Origin of the sequence: Sphingobacterium hotanense, assembly GCF_008274825.1 — a bacterium.
Taxonomy (GTDB): Bacteria; Bacteroidota; Bacteroidia; order Sphingobacteriales; family Sphingobacteriaceae; genus Sphingobacterium; species Sphingobacterium hotanense.
In genome coordinates this window covers 270,652-293,584 of sequence record NZ_CP030848.1, presented here as the reverse complement: position 1 = coordinate 293,584, position 22,933 = coordinate 270,652, and the positions used below count along the sequence as shown (strand labels likewise).

Genomic DNA, 22,933 nt, shown 5'->3' with positions numbered 1-22,933 from the left:
TTTATCATGTACCTAACGCAGGCTGATTTCTGAAAACAGTTCCATGGTTTTGTTTCTCTTCATGCGATCACCGAATAGGTTTAAGCCATTTATAAACTTGTTTAGCTGTATATCGTTCGTCAATAAGTCCTTTAATCCTAATTTTTCCCAGGTATTATCCACATCGTCGTGATGCTGAGAAATACACTTAATAGTTCCCTATCCAGCGTTTAGCCCTTCTTATTTTATATTTTAACATTTACTCCATACTCCTAGAATCATGCTTTCCTACTCTTATTTTATTTTTTACACATAAATATCTAAAAGGGCTATGATGGCTACAAATCACCTTGCCTAGCGTTGTCTTTGAGGCACAAAGGTAGATACCTGTGAATAGAATTTGATCTTTGAGAGATCCTTTCCAGATTTATTAAAAGCCGCCGCATTCAATAAATGAAAAGATAATTGTAATATAATTTGTTACATTTAAAATTTCTACTTAGCTTTGTATCATAATGAACAACACAAGATTTGCAACCATCATCCATATTTTGACCTTGCTCGCGAAATTTCCCGGCCAATGGATGAGTTCAGAATGGATTGCAGAAAGCATCAATATCAATCCTGTCATTGTTCGAAAAGAGCTTGCTGTTTTACATCAATTGGGCTGGGTGCAAAGTAAAAAAGGAAAAGAAGGAGGCACCATGCTGCAAGTGTCAAGTTGCGAAATTACGATGGCAGATATTTTTAATGCGGTGAAAAATCCCCATGTATTGGGAAAGAAAAATAATGGCACCAATCCTAAATGTCCAATCGGCAAAGAGATTAACACAGAACTGGAAAAACTGTTCGACAGCACAGACGATGTGGTGGTTAGTTTTTTAAAAAATAAATCTTTAAAAGATTTCGTAGATCAGTTCAATTAAATTTTTTTTTCACAAATTGTAACAAAAAGTATTACATATAAAAACAAATAATATTATGAAAGTAGCTATTATCGGAGCCAGTGGATTTGTAGGTTCAAAGTTAGTTAACGAAGCCCTTAACAGAGGTTTGGAAGTAACCGGTATTGCCAGGAAAGCAGAAAATATTTCTGCAGAAAACATTAGCAAAATCGCGGTAGACGTGAATGACGTAGAGGAGCTAACAAAAGCATTGAAAAATCAGGATGTGGTCATTAGCGCATTCAATGCAGGCTGGACCAACCCTAATTTATACCAGGATTTCCTTGCCGGTTCCAAATCCATTCAGCAAGCCGTTAAAACTTCTGGCGTAAAGAGACTAATTGTGATTGGTGGCGCAGGTAGCTTGTATGGCAATGACAATGAGCAACTGGTGGATTCGGCAGATTTTCCTGCAGAGATTAAGCCCGGAGCAATCGCTGCAAGGGATTACCTGAATATTCTAAAGGAAGAAAAAGAGCTCGATTGGGTATTTTTCAGCCCCGCCATTGAAATGCACCCCGGCGTAACCGATGGGAGAACCGGCCAATACCGCTTAGGAAAAGACCATCCTGTTGTGGACCAAAACAACATTTCGAGGCTATCACCGGAAGATCTAGCGGTGGTTTTATTGGATGAAGTGCAACAACCAAAACACCATCAGGAACGTTTCACTGCAGCATATTAAATTGCAAAACACAAATATAGATGCAGGATGATTGACTGTTCGATCGACGTTGGGGATAGGCATGTTGAAGCATGGTATCTGCAAATAATTAACGGGTTGAAAGGCATCAAAGGTACGGGGGCAGCGGTTGGATTACCTGGCTCTCTGGCACACGGTGTGCAGCTGGCTGGGCCCCTTGCCCTTTACTGATGATTGTAGGTTTCAGAACCCGTCTGGTATTTTTGCTATACACTTCGGTTATGATAGTCCCCTTTCTCATGACCATACGGATCCCTCGTTTGCCCAGAGAAAATCAGACACGAGGCTACACGGAGGAAATGCGCGATCTGGTTTGCAGGATCGGGATTACGCTCTACGGGCGTACAGAAATAGGCTATATCAATGAAAAATCAGTGAGATTGATTCAAAAACACCTTTAATCGAAGTCCAAAAAATACGGGTGAAAATACGAGCTAAACTTTAATATAGAACTTGGCCGGTTCATGTGCTAGTTCCTCGGTGGTATCTTCCTCTATGTAAACCAATTCTGATAATCATGCTGTGGCTGAATCAACATTTCTATAACCGGAGGAAGTGAGGGATGTTTCGTCGTCTTTTGTGTTTGAACGCTTGCGGGTTACATTTAATTTACTTTGATATCTTCTTGTTACTACGCAATCAGCAGGTCCAGCTCCACACGGCAGAAAAGTCTGACAGAGGGCACCCTCGCGTTCACGCCTTTGACTGAATAGCACGCGTTTAAGCATTTCAAGCTGTACCTTTGAGCAGTCACGTTCCTGAGATAGCGATGTCAGAAAGCTACTCTAAACGTATTTTATGTTTCATTTTTAGCAAGATAGAAATCATAAGTGTAAACATTGTAAGGGATAATGAGCTTTGCAAAATAATAAGCAACAAAACTACCTAACAAGATGGGTATAAATAATTGGAACCCCTGAGGAACCATACAGCACACCAAAACCAGTGCCGTAAAAGGCGCATAAATGGACGCAGATAAAGTTGCTGCTGCCCCTACCAGCGCAAAGTTTAACGGTATTAAATCCATTCCTAAATAAGTGTTGCACACCTGTGCAAACAGAATGCCTAACAAGGCACCCGCTACGATACTCGGAGCAAAAACACCACCATCGCCACCTGCTCCCAGTGTAAGAGCGGCTGCCAAAGGTTTTAGCAATACCAATACGAATAGGCTTAGTAGTGCGATACTTCCAGGTTCATTTAAGATTTCTTTTAATCCATGGTAACTATCTCCATACAATTGAGGGAAAATAAAAATGAAGATGCCGACAGAAACCGCGCCTAAGTTTACCCGCAGGAAATTATTATTGATGTTTCCAAAGAGCTTTTTGATCCGTGTTAACAATAATGTGAAATAAATAGACAGTAAGCCACCCAACAGGCTTAATATTACAAACAGGGGAATCGCATATCCATGCCAGTCTTTAACAGTGGTAGATAGTAGGGAGGTGCCCTCGGTCTGCCAAATAAAAGTCCAGGAGATCAGCGCAGATACACCACAACTGATGAATAAAGGTTTGCTGGTTTTTCTAGCAGTAACTTCCAGGGCAAATAGCAAGCCCGCTACGGGACTTGCAAAAAGCACTGCTAGGGCTGCTGTGACTCCAGCACATATTAATTCTCGTTTATACAAATTTGCTGAGAAATGTTGTTTATGTAACATATTCCCTGCCGTGGCTGTAGCGACTACTGAGGAGACTTCTATACCGGTAGAGCCACCAGAAATAACCGTTAGAAAACCGTTAAGCAGATGCGAGGGTACCTTAAAAGCGGGAAGATGCTCTTTGCGTTGGTCTAATGTTTTATAAATTTCAGTAATTCCTTTGTTTTTACGTCCCTTAAATAGAAACTTTCGCAAAAAGTAAATCGCAGTGATACCGACTGTGGGTAAAAATATTAAACCTATTTTATTCGTCGTTGACACGGTTTCAAAAATGTGGTGTTCGGTCCATTCCGTCATCCTTTGAAGAGCGAAAACCAGTAAAACACTACAAATACTTACTATGGAAGACGCTAAAGCAAGCTTGAACAAATGATGATAGACAACTCTTTTTTTCTTTTCCATTCACTTAAAAATTCCAGAGGATTTTAACAGATGTCAAAATTAGATAAATATATTTTAAAGTTTTCAGGAAAAAGCTGTATCGGTTGAATACTAAGCTTTTATAAAGATTATCAAAAAAGTCAGGTAACGATTTGGTAACGGTGCTTATTGCTTTGTATTTCAACGTGTTTCCGTTAGCTCAAAGCAAATATACGAATTTTTTGTTTCTCAAAAACAAATAAACATTTTATTCCCTATCGGGATTACAGGACAAGAGAAAAGGGCTTGCAAAGCCCTTTTCACATAATACTGATAGAATAAACTCTGTCTTTCGTCCTTGTTCTTCCGTTTTATTCAAATACGTTCACAACAGCTTAATACCTGTATTTTCATTATCCTGTCTGTTTCTATTAGTTAAAATAGGGAACTTAACGACTACTTTGCCAATTTCAATATTCTATATGCCCCTCTTGCCACTACTACAAATACAATAGCTCCGATAATCAAATCGGGATAGCTCGAGTTTAACCAATTGACCAAAATTCCTGCAACGATAACCCCCGAATTGATTATAACATCGTTTGACGTGAAAATCATCGAAGCCTGCATATGGGCTTCTTTACTCTTGTTCTTTTGCAATAGGTAAAGACAAAGTACGTTTGCTATCAATGCCAAAACAGAAACAATAATCATTGTTTTGAAATCGGGCATCGCTTCTATTCCGATAAAACGTCTGATAACTTCAACAAAACCGATAACGGCTAACAGGATTTGAAAGTAACCTGCAAATTTGGCGATATTGTTTTTTCTTGCAATCGTACCCCCAACAGCAAACAAAGCCAATGCGTAAACGATGCTATCGGCAAGCATATCCAAGCTATCCGCTACCAATGCCATTGAGTTGGAAAAAATACCGAACAACATTTCCAATCCAAAGAAAACGAAATTGATAATCAATACCGTCCATAGTAGTTTCCGTTGGCTATTGCTTGTATCTGTTTCAACAACTGCGTTAGTTTCTTCGGTTGAAATCAGCGTTGTATTTAGGTTCAAGGTTTCCAAAGCTGAAAAAATCGGCTCTGGGTTTCCACTATGGTAAACATTTAGTTTTCTATTGGGAATATCAAATTCCAATGACTTTACCGTATCAAAGTTTTGCAGTTTCATACGGATTAATTGCTCCTCACTTGGGCAATCCATTTTTGTTATATTAAATATGGTTTTATTCATCTTCTTAAAGTCTAAATTTTATTCCTCCGTTAATTACAAATCCGTCTAATGGTGCATAGATGTCTTTAAAAACAGGGTTGGTTATTGTACCTGTATAAATGTTGTCGAAACGTGTCTGTCTTGTATCAAAGAAATTTTCAAAGTTGATGTACAAAGAAAACCGTTCCCAAATTTTTTCAGCCATAAAGCCACATATAACATAGTCTTTTCCTGTTGTTCCGTCATTGAGCTTTTGCGGACTAAAATAATAGGCTTCCAAACCGATTTTCCATTTATCCTCTATTTCATACATAAGTACAGAGTTAATGCGGTGTTTTGGTGTTAGTGGATTTTCGGTATTTGTTCCGTTTTCAATCAATCGGGTATCGGTAAAAGTGTAGCCCAAAAACAATTTAAAATCATCATAACCGATTTTGATATTTGTTTCTGTTCCTTTGGTATGAATGTAGCCCGATGAATTGATGAACTGATATGTATTTGTAGCTATATTTTGAAGCAACAAAGGGTTATCCAAATAGGTGTAAAAGAATAAATGATTTATGCTGAATGTCCAATCATCGCCAATATTAGTACGGTAATTTATATCTGCATTTGCTCCGTAGCTTTTTTCCAATTTATTGGTATTATCGTCAATAGGCATTACGTTTTGATATTGTATGCGTTCGCTTTCTTCTGTAAAAATGGTTGGTGTTTTGTAGCCAAATCCGCCCCCGATACGTGAAGTCAATCCGTTTGCAATCTGAAACAATGCCGATACTCTCGGTAAAAAAACAGCTCCGTAATCTATCACGTAATCCGTTCTTAAACCTGTTTCCAATTGAAGCCAATCCGTAGCCTTAAAAGAATTTTGAACGAAAGCCCCGAATGTGGTTTGGTTGTAATCTCTCAACGGAAATGCGGTCATCTGCTTTTCTTTAAAATTGTCCGTCCAAATATTAACGCCTGTTACCCATTCTGACTTTTCTTTGCTGTGGGTATAGCTTGCTTCCGTAAAAGTGGATGTTTGCGTTCCCTCAAACTCGTAATTGGGAATAGCTGTATTGCGGTTAAAATAACTTACGCTGTTCTTTATCTGTACAAAACTGTTTTCGTTTACCGTATGGTCAAAAACAAATTGGGTAGAATAGCGTTGTGTTTTGTTTTCTTCAAAATATTGGTGTGCGTTATCGCCTTTGCCTTTGATGTAAAGCATATCGCCACCCAAACGGTTTTCAATGGTGGTGTTAATGCCGAAGTTCATTTTTGTTTTATCATTGAAGTAAACAAATAATTTAGGGTTCAGTACATACCTTTCAAATTGGGGAATGGCAGAAAGCCCGATTTGTGCAGGGTCGTAAGCTCCGTTGCGATTATGCGAAGCAAATATTGTCGTTCCGATTTTCTTAAACTTCTGTCCGTAAAAACCATTGATGTCTAAACCCCTGCCCGATGTTCCGTTTAAATGAAAACGCAAATCCCTTTCTTCCGTTGGTGTCTTGGAAATCAGATTTACCAAACCTGCTATTGCTCCACCACCGTACAGCGTAGATGTTGAACCTTTAATAACTTCAACCTGCTTTAAGTCAAGCGGTGGAATTTGCAACAAACCCAATCCGCTCGAAGCACCCGAATAAATAGGAAAACCGTCTTTTAAAATTTGCGTATATCGTCCGTCAAGCCCCTGAATACGAATACTTGCATTGGCACTTGTGGGCGATGTGGTTTGTACGTGGATGCCTGTGCTTTCTGCCAAAAGCATACGAATATCCCCTGCTTTCATATTGCCTTTTTCGTCTAACTCCTCACTTCCTATAAACTCAATACGTGTGGGGATATTTTGGATAGTTCTTGTACTTCTTGTTGATGAAATAACGATTTCTTCCAAATCTTCCGATTGTTCATAAAGTAGGATTTCAATCGGAGCTGTATCTTCTAACGGAAAATTAAAGCTGTCGGTACGTTGGGCAAAACCGATATAACTAAATTGAATTTCTTGCAAACCGTTTGCAATACCTGTTAATATAATCTGTCCGTTTTCATCGGAAATTGTGGCGATTGTAGTGCCTGTTACCTGTGCGGTTACGCCCATTAAAGGCTCTTTTTTTTCGCTGTCTTTAATTACAGCTTTGAACGTATTTTGTGCATATACACAAAGGTTGAGTGTCATAAAAAATGACACAAAGAGTATTTTTTTCATTGAAAAATAATGCTTAATATTTAATAAATAAGTAATAACGGTGGAAAGCACCGTAACAAATCAGTTTGGGCGGAAAGCACCATATATTAAGCCAATTGTGGAGGATGCCAAATAGAATAAGGAAAGTCTGAAACAGACGGTGCAGGTATTGCACCTGCTTTCTTTACAGGTAGTTGTATAGAGTTTATTGTCGAAAAATAAAAAGAGTCTATTACAAATCCTGTACAGGTATTACACTTGGAAAAAGGCGAGCAACACGCCATTACGCAATCATCATCGTTTTGCTCTTGGCTACTTGTTGTTTGCTGTTCGGTTTCAAGACATTTATCTTCCATAAAGCAAGGTGCGGTCGATAAGACCAACACTAATAATGCTAATATGTATGATAAATACTTCATATTGCAAATGTATTGAAAATATCTTTTAAACCTCTTCCGACAAAGATAATTGTATTACAATCTCCTCCCTCTTTTCTTTTTCTTCTTCATCCGGTTGGCAAACTGTTCTTCTTCGTAATTCACGCCCTGTGCAGCGGGTAGCAAGCTGAATAATCCTAAATCGAAATTAGTCGAATGCTCCTGTGGAATAAACTCAAAAAGGTCTTTCGTTGGCAAATCGTCCAATGTATTTGTTTTGGAAACAGGGCTGTTCTGTATTTTTAATTCGGGTTTGTTTCCGTTGTTCCACCAATCGTTGAATACATTAGCTGATAGGTTTCTGTCTAAAGCTGAACCGTTCCAAACACTACGGCTCTCGTGGTCGATAAAAGTTATACCGTAAATCCGTCCGTTGTCGTTTCTGCGAACAACGGTATTAATACCGTGTTCGGTCAATTGTTTTCTAAATTCTATTTCGTTGCTTGTCGTGTGCATAGCCAATTCAACGGTATTCTTTAAAACTGACCTTGCGGGATTGGTTTTCATTTTTTCTTTGGACTGTTCAAAGTGTTTTTGCAGTTGTGCAATCCCTGCATCTTTTCCGAAAAGCGATGCTTTAAACGGATTGCTTGCCTTGTTTCCGTTTTCGTCCAATGCCACATATACCAATCCGTTTACGGTCTGACCGTTCCGCTCGCCTTTTACTTCTTCCGCTGTAATGTTGAATAGCGACAGCAAAGCATTATAGCTTCCCATAGTCGGAAAGCTGTAATACTTTGGCAAGTGACGAACTACCGAAGCAATTTGGCTCTTTATATCGCCACGCTGATAATCAACAGGTTTAAAAACTTTATTGCCCTGTTTCTGCTCCTGCTCGGTTGCTTTGTGCAGGTTGTATTTCGTTTCCAAATCCCGACAGATAGCCATTGAACGTGGGTGGTCGTAATCATCGGGTATTTTCTTTCCGTCAATGCCTACACAGGTCGAAACGATATGGATATGCGTTCGGTCAATGTCTGTATGTTTGAAAACGATATAAGGCTGATTGCCGTAGCCCATACGCTCCATATATTCCTGTGCCATTGCCGTAAACTGCTCATCGCTTACCTTGTCTTTCGGGTCTGGGTTCAGTGAAATATGCCGTACTGTCTTTTCCGTTTTGATGTTGGCAGACAAATACGGCTCAAAACATTTGTTGAAATATGCAACGGAATACCTGCCGTTCATTGTGTCAGGTATCTTGTTCAGCAACAAAACCGTTCCGTTTTCCGTTTCCACGTTCTGCTGATTGTACAAGATTGCTCCGTACATATTGCTTCCCTTTCCGATTTTTGCAATCATAATTTCACTCTTTATTTAGATATTTCTTTTCAAATTCATCGGTAAGAATTAAAACTTTTAACAACAATTCTTTCATTTCTGCCGTCTGTTTTTCCAATTTATAGAGGTATGCAGATGCTTTTTTCTCCGAAAAATTGGCGTTCAACAGCTTTACAAGCTGATTGTAATTGGTTGCTATTCCCCGAAACTGACCGAAAAATTTGGTCAGTCCTGTGTGATATTCAACTGCACCCATATCAATTTTAACGGTCTTAACCGTCTTTTGAAAGATGCAAGCCGTAATGAAATGTGCCATTATCTTCATTCCCGATTGGTCAAAGAGGGCAAGGAACTTGGCATTGTCCTCTGCATTCAGGTTAATGGAATACCGATTGACGGCAGGGTCATTCTTCGGTTTCCTTCCTGTTTTCCTAATCTGTTTTCTGTTTTTCTCTTCCATAATAATCCATTTTAATTTTTAATAAACGTGCGACTTCGGAGCCGTTTCCAGCCCCCTGCAAGGGCAAGTGCTTTTGAGGTGCCGAAATTTATTTCGAGTACCTCAAAAGATAACTTGCTCTGAACAGGAGTTCAGAAAAATCCGTTTTGCAAAACGGATTGGAGTTAGCCGAAAAAAACAACCGCTTCCGTTACAAAGTTCGACAAGAGTGTTTGAATAACAGCTATTTACAAACACGACAATGAACGCCAAATAGTGCCACTGACTACCATCCTGATTAAGATTGGGACTGCTTTTATTTCCTTTGTATATGGTTAGCTGGCTGATTGGCTAAGGAGTTAATCAATGGATTAAAGTGCTTGCAGGCAATCCATTGGCTTTTTAGTTAATGAAACAGCTAATTAAAAATATGCAGGTGTATAGATACAATGGTATATATAATGGGCTGTTCAGCTAACCAAACAGCTAATATGAAACAACATTAAAACAAGTGATATGATACACGAAGACGACAAAAAACAGCAACCCGAAGCACAGGATTTTTCTTTAGAAAATTTTCTTGGCTATGAAAAGAAACAGCCTGCACAGAAACAGCATCGGGACGACCTTACAGCAAACGAAAAAACTGCGGAAACGGAACACACAAGACCGTCAGCAAGCAATGCCAAAAGAACGACATCAAAGCCAAAGAAGCTGACCAAAGAGGATTACTGCGGACAGTTCTTTAAAATCCCGAACACTACGGCAAGCAAAGGAAAATCGGTCTATGTAAGGCAGGAACACCACGAAACATTCAACAGGCTTATAAACATTATGGGCATTGATAAGCTGACGATTTATGCGTATCTGGACAACATTATTGAGTACCATTTTCAGGAGTTCGGGGAATTGATTAAGGAAATCTATAACGAGAAGCACAAGCCATTGTTTTAAATACTAAAGTGGCAGGGCATTAAATCTAATTGTAATATTTTTTCTTTAACCATAAACTTGCCCTTACCAATAGTATCAACACAGGTACTTCGACCAATGGTCCGATAACGCCCACAAATGCCTGTGGCGAATGAATACCGAAAACCGCTATGGCTACGGCTATTGCCAATTCAAAATTGTTTCCTGTGGCTGTAAATGCGATAGATGCGTTTTTGTCGTAAGGAACTTTAAGGGATTTATTGATGAAGAAGCTCACAAAAAACATCAGTACAAAATAGATTACTAACGGTATGGCTACTTTTACTACATCCATTGGCAACTCCAATATTTTATCGCCTTTCAGACTGAACATTAATACGATTGTAAACAGTAAAGCATATAATGTAATGGGCGATATTCGGGGTACAAATTTCCGGTTATACCATTCTATACCTTTTGATTTGATAAGGAAATAACGGCTTAGAAAACCTGCTAAAAATGGAATGCCTAAGTATATCAATACGCTTTCGGTTACGTCTTTCATTGATACGCTTACATTGAAGTTGGCTAATCCTAATTTTGCAGGTAATACGTTGATGAATAACCAAACTAAGAAGCTATAAGAAAGTATCTGGAAGATGCTGTTTAACGCAACTAACATAGCTGTATATTCTCTGTTTGCTTTAGCTAAGTCACTCCAAACGATTACCATTGCGATGCACCTTGCCAAGCCTATCAGTATCAAGCCTGTCATATAATCAGGTTCGTTCCTTAAAAACAGAACGGCTAACCCGAACATCAGTACCGTACCGATTACCCAATTGAGCAATAAGGATATTCCGATTACTTTTTTATCCTTAAACGCTTTGGGTAATAATGTATAATCTACTTTTGCCAATGGCGGATACATCATCAGTATCAAGCCTATTGCCAACGGAATATTGGTCGTACCTGCGGACAAACTATCTGTTAGATTGGAAATATTGGGAAAGAAATAGCCCAAGCCCACACCTAATGCCATTGCAAGGAATATCCATAGGGTCAGGTAACGGTCAAGAAATTTTAGTTTTGGTTGCATCGGTTATTTTTTAATCATTGAAAAAACATAGAACATTTCAGTTGCTATCTGCAAACTTCTCTCTGTATAGACTTTTGTCTGCTCTGTTGTACCGTCTGAAATTTTCGGATCTTCAAATGTGATAGGTATTCTCTTTTCTGCCCCTGCAATGAAAGGACATCCTCCGTCTGCCTGCGAACAGGTCATAATGGCTGTGAATGCCGATACAGGATTGAAAGGGCTATCGTACTTTTTTGAAAAACCGATTATAGGTAAAGTATTTTCACTATACTTTATAGCATATACAGGATTATTATTGTCTGCAATTTTAAAGATGTTTAAACCCTGATTAGTCAATGTTTCTGCAACTTTTGGAAATAGTGCCGTTTCTTCCGTACCGCCCGAATAACAATGCACATTCGGAATATGGTAATATACACTTGCCACCTGTGCCCAAACCTGCGACAAATGGCTTCTGCGTGAATTGTGGGTACAGATGAAATTTAGATTTATTTCCTGTCCGCTATTTACCTTTTGCTGTATGTAATCTACCAACGGCTGTAATACGGTTTTACGTTCCTCGCTTATGGTCTGAACATCAGTTATTCCCTTTATGGTTTCAGCTAAATTTTTATACATTACGATTAGTTTATAGGGTTTAACAACAGCCCGAATTAGGTGTACAGCAAGCACTGTTCAGCTCTGATAATTTTACTTTTTGTTTTTCGGCAGGAATACCGCAGGCATCACTTGCCAAGCAAGCGGTTTGTTTGTTCTTCAGTACAAAATGGTTTCCGTTAAAATCCAAATCGTATTTACCGATTGTTTCGCTCTGATATTCTACTTCTATTTCGGCATCATCAATGCCCAATTTTTCTTCGGATAATTTAATGATGTTTAATAATTTGGTTGGTTTTAATCTGTGTTCAAAATCGTTGGCATTCCATAATTGGAAATTGACGACTTGCTCGTTTCTAATTGTTCCGCCACAATCAATAAAGTGTTTGGTAATAATACCTACTTCCGTAACGTGGAAATGTTCGGGAACAAAAGTTCCGTTTTCTAATTGAAATTCAACATTGTCTAATGTTGGTAAGATTTCTTTGATGTTTGATAGTTTCATTGTTTTGAGTTATTGTTATATAGTAATATTACGATTGTTATAAGTAAATTTTTTAGCAACATTTAAGTCGCAACTTATTAAAGTAGAAATTGAATTTTGGAAAGTAAACCAAGATATGTAATAGGCTTATTAAAACGGCTCCGAACAACAGGTTTACAGCTATGGCTCTAAAGATATGAAAGCTCTCTACCTGCTGAAAGTTGTTCGTTAATGTAATTCCATTACTGTCAAGGTTTATTTTAATCACTAAGAATACTGCTATACTTGCGAAATGAAAACCGTTTACCAACAGATGTATAATGTATTCCCAACGTGGCAAACCTCCCATAAATTGACGGCTGTCTTTCTCTACATAAGCATCAATAATCAATGTGATAATATCAGCGACTACCAAAATAGAACCGAATAAAAACAAGCTATTGTTTTCTATGTTGATGAATAAGGAAATAAGAATACCTGTAAACAGAATAGCCCTAACGGTATGCGTAAGATGTTCAAATTTGCTTTCCTTATGTTCGTATAAACGGTATTTGTATAAATGCAGAAATACACCGTCAAACAATGCCAATATTGAATAAACTATCAGTAATACTATTGAAAGGATAAATGCAACTTCCATACGGCTAACAACATTTTTGATTGGTTACGGTAAAGATGATTTTTGAAAAATATTCTTTCAGTAGGTCAAAGGTTTTTTCATTGATGCAGTAGCAAATAGAATTACCCTCAATATTTCCTTTTATCAATCCTGCGTTTTTCAACTCTTTTAAATGCTGTGAAACGGTAGGCTGTGCCAATGGCAGTTCATCAACTATATCACTGCATATACAGGCGTTTACTTTCAATAGATATTCTATAATGGCTATCCTTGCAGGATGCCCCAATGCTTTTGCGACTATCGCAATTTGGTTTTGCTGGTCTGTGAAATGGTCTGTTTTGCTTGCTCCCATTGTTTTTGTATTTTAATATCGCAATATTACAATAATAAATTTAAACACAAAAGGTTTTTTCGTAAAATTCTTTTCAAAGAAAAAAACAGAAAAAAAAGAAAGCTGTTCAATCAAGACGGACAAGCGGAAAACCAAAAGGAAACGGAATAAGTCCCGAAGGGTGGCAGGGCAAACACAACAACTCGGCGAAGCCACCTTTTTGCCCTGCCATTATGCCGTAAGCTTTTGGTTGGGCGGTGTGGTGGCTGTCCGCCTTACCTTTGCTGCCTTTTTGTTCTTTTTTGGGTACACTTTTCAAATATTCCTTTTATCAAAATGCCTTTGACTGCCAAAGACTGCCACTAAATGCCAAAGGCAAATGGAGTAAACTTCTATGGTTTACATTGGGGAAAATTTTGAACCTATGGCACAAAAAGTAATTACCGACAAAGAGCGGAAAGAGAAAGAACAATCCGAGCAAAGAAAGAACACACCTTTTATGCAGGTCGATAAGAACAGCGACCCAATTTCCAATTTCATTGCCAACTTTAAACGTCAATTCAAAGACACAAAGGGTTTAGGTCTTGGCAGGCTGTTCGGGGGCAAACCTGCTGAACCACCAAAGCAACCGGCCGAACCCGAAAGCGTAATAGGTGCGACAAAAACTGTTATGCGTTCGGATTATAAAAATGCTGAAAACAATCAGACCGTACAGCGAAACGAAAAGCCGTTTTATAATGTTTCGATAAGACCGCATTATAACCTTTCGTTCTTGGGACGACGGCTGCAGGGGCGGACCTCCATTAGCCTGGATTACATGAATTCCTATTCATCATGGATGGGCTTCGCCGAAGGCGAGGTACGCTACACGATTCGCCCTTCTTGGGAACTGTCGGGTACCTTCCGATATACACAGATTCAGCAGCGCTTGTGGGGACATGAGATGTACAACACACAGTTCCGAGTCGGTGTGCGAAAAAATTTGCAAAAAATCAATCAGCCCGCACACCATTCCGTTGAAATCCTACTCTATTCTGACCTGGATAATGACGGCCAATTTTCAGCACATGAGTCGCCGAAGCCGAACGTCGTTGTCAAGTTGGGAGATAATATAGCTATTACTGACGAACAGGGAAGAGTGAAGTTTAACAATATGCCAAAAGGAACCTACAAAATGGAGATTGTTTCAGCTTCTAAATGGAAGGCATCGGGTTTCCAAACAATCTTATTGACAAAGAACACGGATTTAAAGGTTCCTCTAATAATGCTACAGAAAGTAAGCGGAAAACTCATCGAGAATAACCATAAGTACAAAACGCAGCGCACAGACATACATGGAATAAAAGTATACGCTAAAAATCACCTCGGGCAAATCTACGAGACTTATACAGATCAAAACGGACATTATCTGTTCAATCTTCCACCCGATGATTACTCGATCTTTGTAGAAAACAGAAGCTTTAATTTTACTAAGAATCAACAAATGATTACTGTTTTTGCTGACAAAGATGTGAATGATATCGATTTTGCCTTTGATGCGAATAATATTGATATCGAAGTTCAGAAGTTCTAGCTGATTTTAAGCTATTACTATCCAAAGCGCGACTAAAACACACGTTACTAGCTAGAAACAAACATAGTTATACCCTCGCAAGAGTACGTTGTGCTGGTGAAATCGAAAAGACTCCTATTGCCCTGGACATCGACGGGCTTAAAATCCAATTGACCCAAGCCATGGAGACTTGTCCATTTTGGATGGTTAGTTCTTTTCGGGCTGCTCTTGAATGAATCAGGTTATTGGCCTTCGGTCACTAAAATTGCGGAGGTCGATGGGTAACTGTCCAACTTAATGACATTTATCCGATTAGAGGGTGCTAGATCTTGACTTCCTGTAAGGTGGTCCGCCTATCTTGTATGCTGTCGCGACTGCGAAGCACGAACCACCCGATCTCGAACAGAAATAGTTGCTCTCTTCTAAAAAAAGAAAATACATGTGACCTCGCCATGGGAAAAAAGATAATCCATATATTTAATCAGCTCTTCGTCTACTGCAATATAAGCACGTTTCAATCAAGCTCCTTGGATCTTAACTCTAGCAATAGCAGAATTCTCAACAACGATTTTCCCTTTTGAGCCGCAAGAATCGGTTCCTTCGAGGGATTGATCATCTAGTATTTAGTCATGGTAATAAAGCATTGTATGATATTAGACACAACACTAGCATGCATTAATTTGCTCCTATTGCTTCGCACAATTCAATGTGCTTAACAAGCCTGTTCTGTTTAGCTTTCAAAATTCGCAGTCGTGCAAACAAAATTTCTTATTCCCCGTATTAGTAATATTTACAGGGTACCTGATGAGGTATTGATGAACACGACAGAAAATATATAGGCAGTCAATAAATTTGAACATAATGTGAAAACTCCTCAACATACTCCCTTCGCAGATGAGCTGACTGTATTTATGATCAGTGTCGCGCTCTGGCTGATTCTGATTTTTGGAATCGATTATCTGTTAGGTCTAAACCAAGATCTGCCATTCTAACTTTGCTCAGGTGCGCGGTATTAGGTAGCTGTACCGACCTCTGTCAATACTTTTTGACGGTCATGGGATAATGCTAATTAAAAAAATCGTTGATCGAAATTTACGGAAATGGCATCGCTGATGGGAGGTAAACTCGATAGTTCTTACATCCTACAATCATGCCGCAGTCTCACTTAGTCAATAATATCTGTCATGATCAGTATTTGCACAATATTCCCGACAGACAAATCGAACATCTATATCTCGTGGGCTTTTACTAGTTTTATCCAACACTTTTCTAAAATAGTTAATTAATTGGCCTGGCGGATCATTTGCTGCCGGACTAGTTTTCTTCAGTTCAAGGATCCAGGCGATTGTTCAATCAAATTTTCATTGGAATTCAAGTATTGATTTTTCATGGTCTAAAAAAGAGGGGTACAAATTTTTTGATTCTATTTCATTTTTTTTATTTTTATAAGACTGCTTCAAAACAATTAATTCGAGCCTGGCGGAGTGCTCTTCGTTAGGCTTTATTTCGCAGTTTTCCATACTGTAATGATAACTTGTACTGAGGCCTAGCGGAAATATTCACCCTAGGCTTCTTTTATTAATATCGTCGCTGAGTTTTCTGATCTCGGCTAGCAGTGCTTCATCCAAGAATTTCAGTATTTGCAATAGTATTTACTCCGGCACCAGGGTTCAATAGGTTACAAGTGATGTTCAATTTTTCAGAAAGACAACCTTACTCACAGTCTCAATATGCTGCTTTTTAATAATAATTCACTAAATTCACATAAAATTTAGAGGTTAATTAATAAAGCCTGGCGCCAATTGACGCTGGGCTTTCTTGGATTTCAAATAAATTCTTAAATTTGAATTCTATCAACTTTTTGATAGGCACACTCAGTAGTTTATGTTTATCAGCCCAACTTTTGCATAACGAGTTGGGCTTATTTATTGATATTCACGGTTAGATTCTCATCAGCTGATTTTCTCTAGGACAATCCCTTTTTTGATTGAAATGCGCTTGTCCACAATTAAAAATCGTCGGTGTTGGGTAGAGTTCTGCTCGTTAATTTCCAAGAGGTCAATCGCAGAAAAAGAACTTGAAAGACGAATACCCCGTTTGGCCCAAACTCACATTGTAGATCTTCGCCTGCCTATAGAACAATTGCCACGGTCCCAACTTGAAGCTTTCAGTCTGCAGATGATATCCATTTTGACAAACAACGCTTTTCTTTTAGCAAGCTATCTTATCGACTTTTTCGAATGGTTCGCCGAGAATGATTTTCTTGGGAATCCGCGCTGACAAGCGCTTACCGTTGCCTTAATCAGTTATCGATAGGCTAGCGAGAAAACCTTAACGTACTCTCTCAGGGGAGCTGAAGCTACTACGCAACCAAACACCGAGGCGTCAAAGACTTAAATCAGCTGATTCTGTGATGCAATCTTTATCAGCTCAACCATATTTTTAGCTTTAAACTTCTGCAATATATTCCTGCGATGAGTTTCTACGGTTATCACAGAAATAAATAATTGTTCGGCTATTTCAGCAGAAGTATTACCTTTGGCAATTGCCTGAAGAATTTGCTTTTCTCTTTTGGTTAATCTGGGAAGCTCAAAATCTGTAACTGAAGTCCGTAGCATAATCTCCTGCACTTCTCTGCTCAATGCCAGATCGCCGTTCAGCGCTTTTTCGATACCGTCAATTATTTCCCGTGAATCTGCATTTTTTAAAATATATCCGTTTCCGCCATTTTCTAAAAAACGAAAAATAATACTACGTTCAGCTTGATTGCTTAATGCAATGACGATAGATTTTGGCGCTTTTTGTTTGATTATTTTGCAAAAATCCAATCCGTTTCCATCGCTCAAAACAATATCCAGCAAAACGACATCTATTTTGTTTTCCTGAATAAAATCTATGACAGCAGCTCCTTTGGTAAAGGAAAAAACGTGAAATTTAGTATCTTTTTCTAATAGTGATTTCAATCCTTCTAAAATCATTGGATGGTCATCAACTATGGCAAGTTTTATCTTATTTTTATCATACATAGCATTCCACATTTATGGTAGTTCCTTCTCCTTTATTCGAAGTAATTTCAACCGTTCCGTTAATCAATTGAGCTCTATTTTGTATATTCTTTATGCCTAATCCATATACGATTTCAGATTTATCAAACCCTATTCCGTCATCTTCAATGGTTAAATTCAGTATATTCTTATTTTGGCTGATTTGCACAATAACATTGGTTGCCTGAGCATATTTTGTAATGTTGCTAATGCTTTCCTGTGCGATACGATACAACGCCATTTGTGTTTTAAAGGGAATGTTTTCTGATAAATTAAAGGCTTCAAACTGAATGGCAAACTGTTTTTGTGTCATCGCTTCGCACAATTCTTTTAGAGCGATTTCCAAACCAAGGTTTTTCAGTGTTTCGGGCATCAGATTCCTGGAAATACGACGCATTTCAACAATAGATTTATCTAATTTTTCAATTACCTTTTCTTTATTAAACGAATCATTAGCCGAAATCGTCATTCGTATATTTGCTAACATACCGCCCATACTATCGTGTAAATCCTGTGCAATTCGTTGTCTCTCCTGCTCTTCACCTTGTAATATGGCTTGTGTTGCTTCGTATTTACGTTGATTTTCTATATGAAGTAAATCCTGCTCATGACTCAGACTGATTTGTTTGTTTAACTTCTGTTGTTTCTTGTAATTGATAAAAATTAAAAAAGCAATAACCAAGCTTAATATAAGAGCAATGCCCAAAATAGTAATTCGCAAATTTTTGTTTTTACTCAACAACTCATTTGCTTTTTTCTCTTTTTCTAAATCGTTTATTTTTTGTTGTTTATCAGCTGTTTGATGCAAAATTTCCAGTTCGTTAATTTTTTCTAACAATTTGTTTTGTTGTAAGCTGTCACCTAACAAACTCGCTTGCTTCATCCATTGATAAGCCTCTTTATGCTCTCCCAAAATATCGTTAACCGCAGCCAATTGCGTATAAGTTATTCTGCGATTTACAGCTTCTTTAGCTAATACTTTTTCAGCTAAAATATGCTCTAATTGTGCTTTCGCTTTGCGATAATCTTTTTGCATCAAATACACATTGTACATTCTAAAATACAACATGTGCAATAATTTCGTTTGATTGCTCTCTTTAGCTAATTTGGCTCCTTTACTTAGACTGGCTAATGCGTTATCAAAGTCCTGAATAGTAGTATAATACATAGCTTCCTGATAATAATAATTAGGATAATGCTGTGATTCAGGAAAAGGCTTCATAAGTTCTTTTGCCTGATCCAAATATATTTTAGCCGTTTTACTATCGGGTTTGTAGCAATAATTACTTACCAAATTTAAGTAAGTAACCACATGCACACTATTCTTGATTTTTATTTTTTCAAGTTGTTCTAAGGCTTTTTTGTGATATTCTTCAGCCTTGTCAAATTGCCCAACCGACATAAATGTTAATCCTAGCTGTGTATAACTATAGGCTAACAGTTCTATGTTATTACTTTTTTCACTCAACGGAATACAATATTCTGTCAGCGTTTTAACCATATAATCATATCCTTTGTCTTCTACTTGTATATAAGCATAATTATACCATGATTTAATTAAAAAAGCGATGTTGATCGAGTCGTTTTCAAGAGCTTTTATAGCTTGTTCGTAATATGTTTTTGCTTGTGATTTACTACTTTGGTTAGCATAGAAAACACCTTGATAGTATTGTAAAATTCCTTTAGCTAATGAGTTTTTTTGAGAAGATGATAGTACTTTATCAAGTGCTTGTTTACTTTTTAAACTATCTGTTGGTGCCCAATATTCAGACAGTAATAGCGTATTATACAAGCGAACACTATCACTTTTCGTATTTTCAATGGTACGATTAATTTGTTTTACATAAGCTACTTCGTCTAAAGGGACAAGTTGTTGGGCTTGTATCATATTGCCTAAAAACAACATAACTATTATGATCAGAAAGTTTTTATACATCACTAACTAATTAAACCGCAAATATCCAAATAAAAGAGCTGTCATTTCTGTTCCCAAAAAAATCATGGTAAACCATTAGAAAAAATATCAAGGTTTTCGATGATTGTCATGATTCTATATTATATTGAAATTTGCTTTTCATCATAAATATTGAAAATAATCATGAAAAAAGTAAACACAAAATTTGCTCTTTTAGCACTTGCATCGGTATTAATATTGGGAACACTAACTATAAGTTGTAGTAAAGATGATGACAACGGACACGAACAACCAGCGCAAGGAACTATTGATCCAGCAGTAGGAACGTATAAAGGAAAATTAAGCGCATCTAATACATATAATCGTTATGAATGGTTTGATGCTATTGTTATCGTTACCAAAGAAGGAGGAAATAAATTAAAAATTACCGCAAAATCAGGCGAAGAATATTCGTATGTAACACCTAAAACTTTTACTGTTGAAACTTGTGCTTGTTTTGGCGAAAACACACAGGATATTGTTTCCTTAACAGGTAGTTTAGAAGGTATCTTTCATTATTATGGTTCTAATAAAAACATTAGTGTGAGTACAGATGAGCAATCCGCAACAGATGTTCGCTTTCGTTTTGAAGGTGTAAAACAATAAAATCAGGTTCTGATTTAAATTATTATCTTTAGCCTATCAAACCCAAATAATAGTATAATGAGAAAATTTCACCCATTTTTTTCCATCGGAACAGTAGGAATGATTGTAATAGCCTGCGTTCATCTATTTTTAGCATTAGGTCTGTCATTGATCTCGATTCACGCTGTTTTTTTTACTCTTTATCCAGTATTCTTGACTTTTTTGACATTAGGAGTTATCCTCACCGTTAAAAAACAAACGATTTTTGTATAATAAAACTGAGTATATTAAAATGAGAAAAAAAGTCCTTATTCTTGCAATATCTGCATTGATTGTATCTTGTAATCAAGCAAACAAACAACAAGAAAATGACAAGTCCATTGTGGTAGAAACTTCTGTTGAAGCAGACGAAGTTAAAACAGAAGAAGCTAATTCTTCGGCTGAATTCAACATAGAAGATATCGCTTTCTCTACTGCCGATATTGGCGATTTTCCTTTTATTAATTTACCTAAAGGATTAGAAGCTCGAAAAGGTGCCATACAAAAAAACTTTGACGTTTGTTTCTTCCCTATAAATGGTGTAATGACACCTTTTGAAGGTAAATTGTATAAAGCAAATGTTACTGCAGTTCGAGGCGAAGAATATTCGCAACGCTACTTTGAGAAAAGCATGGAGGATTATTTGCTTGCCGTCGGAGCGGTTAAGGTTTTTGATGGAGAAATCACCAAAGAAGAATACGAACGTTATAACAAACAAGACCCTAATAAAGGTGGTTCGGGAGATATGGGGTATTGGAATCAAAATATGAAGTTTTATGTTATTCGTTCCGAAGAAAAAGGAAACATTTATATTCAATTCACTTCCAATAATGCAGGAGGAACATTAAATGTATTACAAGAAGAAGCTTTTCAACAAACCATTACCAAAGTAACGGCTGACGATATTGCGAAAGACTTGACCGAAAAAGGTAAGTCGATTTTATATATCAATTTTGATGTAGATAAATCAAATATCTCTACCGAAGGAAAAGAAGTGGTAACGCAAATTGCAGAAGCATTGCAAAACGATAAAAGTCTGAAAATTGCTATTGAAGGGCATACCGACAATACAGGCGATGGTGCACACAATAAAAAATTATCAAATGATCGTGCAAATGCTGTAATGAACGCTTTGATAACAAATGGAATTAATAAAGCTCGATTAACCGCAAAAGGTTTCGGTGCTGAAAAACCTTTGGTAGCAAACGATTCCGAAGAAAATAAAGCAAAAAACCGTAGGGTAGAATTAGTAAAAATAAATTAAGGCCAATACCCTCGATTATTTCCAATTTGTATATTATTTCATTGCGGCATCTTCATGAGAGTTTCTATTAAGAAATTTGATAGGTGGTTCGATGCTGTAAAATTAGCTCGTCAGATAAACACGTCATTGTTCGCAATATGCTCTTAAATTTATTAGGTATAAAATCGATGCGTTTGAGGCTTTAGATATTTCAATAAGGGCGAAGCAGGACACGGATAGGCAACAGGCCATTGCTGCTTGCAATCTGAGCGCATCTGGGCAACCATGGCTCAACTATGTACCCTTTCTATATATAATCAATATCCGAACGCAGTTGATTTCCATCGTATATTGCTTGATCGATTGTCTAGAACGATATGCTGTATGTATTCTAGTTAATTAATAGTTCGAATTGGTTTTGGGGAGTTTATTTACAAAGATTATTCATTAAGATGGCGGAACTAGAGTCCGCCATCTTTTGGATTATGCCTATTCTATTTTTTATCAGCCTTGCTATTCAAATTAGTGTCGGCGAGCGATGTTAAGCTCTCGTCGCACGCTTTCTCTTCCTTAAGCGTGGTCAATAATAATTTGAGCGCTTCTTCGTGTTTCAAGACCTTTGCGAAGGCCGCCAGTGTCCCATAAGAAGCTATTTCATAGTGCTCAATTTTTTGAGAAGCTGCAATTATTCCCGCATCACGAACTGCGCCGGGCGCTGTTTCTTCCATGATACTCTCTCCTTCCTCGATGAGTCCCTGCATGGCGTCACATTTTTCAGCTTCAGCTTTCACCCCGATCGATTTAAAAACCTCTTGCAATCGTTCGACGTGTTGTTTGGTCTCTTCCAGATGTCCATTGATCGCGTCTTTCAGCTTTTTGGATGAAGCATTTTTCTCCATTTTAGGCAATGCTTTAACTAATTCCTCTTCCGCCCATAAAATATCTTTCAGCCCATCTTCGAATAATTCTTGAAGATCTTTTGCAGCATCCGCTTTCGCTTTTACCGTTGCCTTCTTCTGAGAAGCCGGCTGTTCATTTTTCTTCGTTTCTTTTTTAGTTGTTGTTGCCATAATTAAGATGTTTATGTTTTCTGTAGAACAACCATTTCCATATATGGTTTGGCAACTACATGAAATTATTGCCGAGGGCACCATCATATTGCGCCGATCGCTAACTCCGGCAGCAGCTAGCCAAGACCGGGATAGCAAGCGATAGTTTGATATCATCTATCTAAAAAATTCGATTTGGCTTCCGATATCGCT

The 22,933-nt window shown here is 37.7% G+C and carries 19 protein-coding genes; 6 read left to right on the top strand and 13 right to left on the bottom strand.

All coding sequences use genetic code 11. The features are described from left to right. Positions 1-494: 494 nt before the first annotated feature. Together DSM08_RS01265 and DSM08_RS01260 are read left to right on the top strand one after the other, a co-directional pair. On the top strand, positions 495-905 hold the full coding sequence (locus DSM08_RS01265; protein WP_149524441.1) for an Rrf2 family transcriptional regulator: 411 nt from the start codon (positions 495-497) through the stop codon (positions 903-905). Positions 906-960: 55 nt separating this feature from the next. Beyond that, a complete protein-coding gene (locus DSM08_RS01260) occupies positions 961-1,608 on the top strand; it encodes an NAD(P)-dependent oxidoreductase (RefSeq protein ID WP_149524440.1) in 648 nt (215 codons plus the stop codon). 814 nt (positions 1,609-2,422) lie between these two features. On the opposite strand, the gene DSM08_RS01255 is transcribed toward DSM08_RS01260, so the two are convergent. The 5 genes from DSM08_RS01255 to mobA all read right to left on the bottom strand — a co-directional run bounded on the left by DSM08_RS01255 (position 2,423) and on the right by mobA (position 9,233). Then, positions 2,423-3,691 carry a chloride channel protein gene (locus DSM08_RS01255; protein ID WP_149524439.1) on the bottom strand — a complete coding sequence of 423 codons (1,269 nt, stop codon included), beginning with the start codon at positions 3,689-3,691 and terminating at the stop codon, positions 2,423-2,425. Positions 3,692-4,105: 414 nt separating this feature from the next. Continuing rightward, a complete protein-coding gene (locus DSM08_RS01250; protein WP_456242925.1) occupies positions 4,106-4,870 on the bottom strand; it encodes a cation transporter in 765 nt (254 codons plus the stop codon). 34 nt (positions 4,871-4,904) lie between these two features. Continuing rightward, a complete protein-coding gene (locus DSM08_RS01245) occupies positions 4,905-7,076 on the bottom strand; it encodes a TonB-dependent receptor (RefSeq protein ID WP_149524437.1) in 2,172 nt (723 codons plus the stop codon). 452 nt (positions 7,077-7,528) lie between these two features. Further along, a complete protein-coding gene (mobB, locus tag DSM08_RS01235) occupies positions 7,529-8,794 on the bottom strand; it encodes a conjugal transfer protein MobB (RefSeq protein WP_149524435.1) in 1,266 nt (421 codons plus the stop codon). Between the two features lie 4 nt (positions 8,795-8,798). After that, positions 8,799-9,233, bottom strand: a complete 435-nt coding sequence (mobA, locus tag DSM08_RS01230) for a conjugal transfer protein MobA (RefSeq protein ID WP_149524434.1) — start codon at positions 9,231-9,233, stop codon at positions 8,799-8,801. A gap of 495 nt (positions 9,234-9,728) precedes the next feature. Here mobA and DSM08_RS01225 point away from each other — a divergent pair, with 495 nt between their 5' ends. Further along, complete coding sequence (locus DSM08_RS01225; protein ID WP_149524433.1) at positions 9,729-10,166, top strand: DUF3408 domain-containing protein; 438 nt, start codon at positions 9,729-9,731, stop codon at positions 10,164-10,166. Positions 10,167-10,191: 25 nt separating this feature from the next. On the opposite strand, the gene arsB is transcribed toward DSM08_RS01225, so the two are convergent. From arsB to DSM08_RS01200, 5 genes are read right to left on the bottom strand one after another with little or no spacing between them, the layout of a single operon-like run. Beyond that, positions 10,192-11,223, bottom strand: a complete 1,032-nt coding sequence (gene arsB / locus DSM08_RS01220) for an ACR3 family arsenite efflux transporter (protein ID WP_149524432.1) — start codon at positions 11,221-11,223, stop codon at positions 10,192-10,194. A gap of 3 nt (positions 11,224-11,226) precedes the next feature. Beyond that, positions 11,227-11,841 (bottom strand): low molecular weight phosphatase family protein, encoded by a 615-nt coding sequence (locus DSM08_RS01215; protein WP_149524431.1) that lies wholly within the window; start codon positions 11,839-11,841, stop codon positions 11,227-11,229. Between the two features lie 19 nt (positions 11,842-11,860). Then, entirely contained in the window at positions 11,861-12,325 is a 465-nt protein-coding gene (locus DSM08_RS01210; protein WP_149524430.1) for a DUF6428 family protein, read from the bottom strand. A gap of 52 nt (positions 12,326-12,377) precedes the next feature. Next, positions 12,378-12,944 (bottom strand): hypothetical protein, encoded by a 567-nt coding sequence (locus DSM08_RS01205; RefSeq protein WP_149524429.1) that lies wholly within the window; start codon positions 12,942-12,944, stop codon positions 12,378-12,380. 4 nt (positions 12,945-12,948) lie between these two features. Beyond that, positions 12,949-13,275 (bottom strand): ArsR/SmtB family transcription factor, encoded by a 327-nt coding sequence (locus DSM08_RS01200; RefSeq protein ID WP_149524428.1) that lies wholly within the window; start codon positions 13,273-13,275, stop codon positions 12,949-12,951. A gap of 403 nt (positions 13,276-13,678) precedes the next feature. Here DSM08_RS01200 and DSM08_RS19250 point away from each other — a divergent pair, with 403 nt between their 5' ends. Beyond that, a complete protein-coding gene (locus tag DSM08_RS19250; protein ID WP_246172387.1) occupies positions 13,679-14,827 on the top strand; it encodes an MSCRAMM family protein in 1,149 nt (382 codons plus the stop codon). 2,372 nt (positions 14,828-17,199) lie between these two features. Here the strand turns inward: DSM08_RS19250 and DSM08_RS01190 are convergent. Then, positions 17,200-17,832, bottom strand: coding sequence for a response regulator (locus tag DSM08_RS01190; protein WP_149524427.1), 633 nt, complete (start codon positions 17,830-17,832; stop codon positions 17,200-17,202). Further along, on the bottom strand, positions 17,825-19,738 hold the full coding sequence (locus DSM08_RS01185; RefSeq protein ID WP_223110849.1) for a tetratricopeptide repeat-containing sensor histidine kinase: 1,914 nt from the start codon (positions 19,736-19,738) through the stop codon (positions 17,825-17,827). The genes DSM08_RS01190 and DSM08_RS01185 overlap by 8 nt, the downstream gene beginning before the upstream one ends. Before the next feature lie 210 nt (positions 19,739-19,948). On the opposite strand from DSM08_RS01185, the gene DSM08_RS01180 reads away from it, so the two are divergent. Next, complete coding sequence (locus DSM08_RS01180) at positions 19,949-20,410, top strand: hypothetical protein (RefSeq protein WP_149524425.1); 462 nt, start codon at positions 19,949-19,951, stop codon at positions 20,408-20,410. Positions 20,411-20,681: 271 nt separating this feature from the next. Next, positions 20,682-21,692, top strand: a complete 1,011-nt coding sequence (locus tag DSM08_RS01175; protein ID WP_149524424.1) for an OmpA family protein — start codon at positions 20,682-20,684, stop codon at positions 21,690-21,692. A 473-nt stretch (positions 21,693-22,165) separates the two neighbouring features. Here DSM08_RS01175 and DSM08_RS01170 read toward each other — a convergent pair whose 3' ends face one another. Continuing rightward, complete coding sequence (locus DSM08_RS01170; RefSeq protein ID WP_149524423.1) at positions 22,166-22,741, bottom strand: ferritin-like domain-containing protein; 576 nt, start codon at positions 22,739-22,741, stop codon at positions 22,166-22,168. Positions 22,742-22,933 lie beyond the last annotated feature (192 nt).

What these genes read in the sequence shown, in the direction of transcription:
- DSM08_RS01265 (WP_149524441.1), top strand. Translation starts at nt 495, where the DNA reads ATGAACAACACAAGATTTGCAACCATCATCCATATTTTGACCTTGCTC.
- DSM08_RS01260 (WP_149524440.1), top strand. Translation starts at nt 961, where the DNA reads ATGAAAGTAGCTATTATCGGAGCCAGTGGATTTGTAGGTTCAAAGTTA.
- DSM08_RS01255 (WP_149524439.1), bottom strand. Translation starts at nt 3,691, where the DNA reads ATGGAAAAGAAAAAAAGAGTTGTCTATCATCATTTGTTCAAGCTTGCT.
- DSM08_RS01250 (WP_456242925.1), bottom strand. Translation starts at nt 4,870, where the DNA reads ATGGATTGCCCAAGTGAGGAGCAATTAATCCGTATGAAACTGCAAAAC.
- DSM08_RS01245 (WP_149524437.1), bottom strand. Translation starts at nt 7,076, where the DNA reads ATGAAAAAAATACTCTTTGTGTCATTTTTTATGACACTCAACCTTTGT.
- mobB (WP_149524435.1), bottom strand. Translation starts at nt 8,794, where the DNA reads ATGATTGCAAAAATCGGAAAGGGAAGCAATATGTACGGAGCAATCTTG.
- mobA (WP_149524434.1), bottom strand. Translation starts at nt 9,233, where the DNA reads ATGGAAGAGAAAAACAGAAAACAGATTAGGAAAACAGGAAGGAAACCG.
- DSM08_RS01225 (WP_149524433.1), top strand. Translation starts at nt 9,729, where the DNA reads ATGATACACGAAGACGACAAAAAACAGCAACCCGAAGCACAGGATTTT.
- arsB (WP_149524432.1), bottom strand. Translation starts at nt 11,223, where the DNA reads ATGCAACCAAAACTAAAATTTCTTGACCGTTACCTGACCCTATGGATA.
- DSM08_RS01215 (WP_149524431.1), bottom strand. Translation starts at nt 11,841, where the DNA reads ATGTATAAAAATTTAGCTGAAACCATAAAGGGAATAACTGATGTTCAG.
- DSM08_RS01210 (WP_149524430.1), bottom strand. Translation starts at nt 12,325, where the DNA reads ATGAAACTATCAAACATCAAAGAAATCTTACCAACATTAGACAATGTT.
- DSM08_RS01205 (WP_149524429.1), bottom strand. Translation starts at nt 12,944, where the DNA reads ATGGAAGTTGCATTTATCCTTTCAATAGTATTACTGATAGTTTATTCA.
- DSM08_RS01200 (WP_149524428.1), bottom strand. Translation starts at nt 13,275, where the DNA reads ATGGGAGCAAGCAAAACAGACCATTTCACAGACCAGCAAAACCAAATT.
- DSM08_RS19250 (WP_246172387.1), top strand. Translation starts at nt 13,679, where the DNA reads ATGGCACAAAAAGTAATTACCGACAAAGAGCGGAAAGAGAAAGAACAA.
- DSM08_RS01190 (WP_149524427.1), bottom strand. Translation starts at nt 17,832, where the DNA reads ATGTATGATAAAAATAAGATAAAACTTGCCATAGTTGATGACCATCCA.
- DSM08_RS01185 (WP_223110849.1), bottom strand. Translation starts at nt 19,738, where the DNA reads ATGATACAAGCCCAACAACTTGTCCCTTTAGACGAAGTAGCTTATGTA.
- DSM08_RS01180 (WP_149524425.1), top strand. Translation starts at nt 19,949, where the DNA reads ATGAAAAAAGTAAACACAAAATTTGCTCTTTTAGCACTTGCATCGGTA.
- DSM08_RS01175 (WP_149524424.1), top strand. Translation starts at nt 20,682, where the DNA reads ATGAGAAAAAAAGTCCTTATTCTTGCAATATCTGCATTGATTGTATCT.
- DSM08_RS01170 (WP_149524423.1), bottom strand. Translation starts at nt 22,741, where the DNA reads ATGGCAACAACAACTAAAAAAGAAACGAAGAAAAATGAACAGCCGGCT.